This is a genomic window from Dolichospermum sp. UHCC 0259, assembly GCF_009711935.1.
Lineage (GTDB): Bacteria > Cyanobacteriota > Cyanobacteriia > Cyanobacteriales > Nostocaceae > Dolichospermum.
Genome location: NZ_VIKX01000327.1, coordinates 1 through 1,466 on the forward strand (window position 1 = coordinate 1; position 1,466 = coordinate 1,466).

1 protein-coding gene is annotated in these 1,466 nt (G+C 32.1%); it reads left to right on the forward strand.

Translation table 11 applies throughout. The annotated features are described in order from the left end of the window. Positions 1 to 267 precede the first annotated feature (267 nt). Positions 268 to 1,466, forward strand: a 1,199-nt coding sequence (locus FJR05_RS26160; protein ID WP_168646810.1) for an ISNCY family transposase, incomplete at its 3' end; no start/stop codon positions are given.

Genomic DNA, 1,466 nt, shown 5'->3' on the forward strand with positions numbered 1-1,466 from the left:
AGTATTAACACCGATTTTGGAATTCAAAATATAGTACAAAGTAACTATTATTTGGCCATTGCCTCTGGCTAAAAAAACAGTCGGGTTGAAAAATAAGTATAAATACTCAATAAACTAGAGAGATTGCTTGACAACGAATGGGGAAAATCCAGTTCGTCGTTCGGGTTTTAGAATAGAGAATTCAAGGGAAATAAAAATTTATAATTGTTGTCAGATGATGTAAAATCGGTGAGTTAAAAATCTGACAGTGCATCAAATTACCCAAACATGACTCCAAAGACAGCAACACTAGAAATTCCTGAATTAATGCAATTTTTACGTCAACAATTACATGATTTACCTGATGAAAGGAAACCTGGAAATAATACGAAATATCAGGTGGAAGACGCAGTGATGGCAGCATTTTCAATCTTTTTTACGCAGTCAGCGTCTTTTTTAGAGCATCAAAGATTAATGAAAAGCAATAAAGGAAAAGATAACGCAGAAAGTTTATTTTCAATTAAGAAAATCCCCTGTGATAATCAAATAAGAAATTTGTTAGATCCAGTTCCAGCCGCTACTATCTTTATGACGTTTCAAGAGGTCTATGAATGGTTAAATAAAAATGGAGTTTTGAAAAAATTTATCTACTTAGATGAAGAAATTTTAATCGCTTTAGATGGCACAGAATATTTCTCATCTAAGAAAATTAGTTGCCCTCATTGTAATTATCGTAATCATCGAAATGGAACTACAACTTATTTTCATGGCTGTGTCACACCCATTGTAGTTTCTCCTAATCAAAAACAAGTAATTAATTTAGAACCAGAATTTATTAAAAAGCAAGATGGGCATCAAAAACAAGATTGTGAAAATGCAGCCGTTAAAAGATGGTTAAATAGGAATCATCAAAACAAGTATGGTTATCCTGTAACCCTTTTAGGGGATGACTTATACTCTCACCAACCTATTTGCGAACTAGCTCTAAAACAAGGTTATAATTTTATTTTTGTTTGTCTAGAAGCGTCCCACAAAACTTTATATGAATGGCTAGATTTTTTAGACAAAAGTGGAGAAGTCACAACTATTGAAAAGAAGGAATGGGATGGACGAAAAAATTTAATTTATCGTTATCGTTATGCTTCTAGAGTTCCCTTAAAAGATGAAGACTCCAGTCTCGAAGTTAATTGGTGCGAAGTGACTGTTATTAATGAGAAAACACAGAAAATTATCTACCAAAATAATTGGATAACTAATCATAAAATCACTGAAAATAATGTTGAAAAAATTGTCAAGGCTGCACGCAGCAGATGGAAAGTTGAGAATGAAGGGAATAACGTCCTTAAAAATCACGGTTATAATTTAGAGCATAACTTTGGTCATGGAGAAAATCATTTGTGCGAGTTATTATTGTCTTTGAATTTATTAGCTTTTTTATTTCATACTGTTTTAGATTTAGTTAATTGTACCTATCAGAAAGTTCGTGA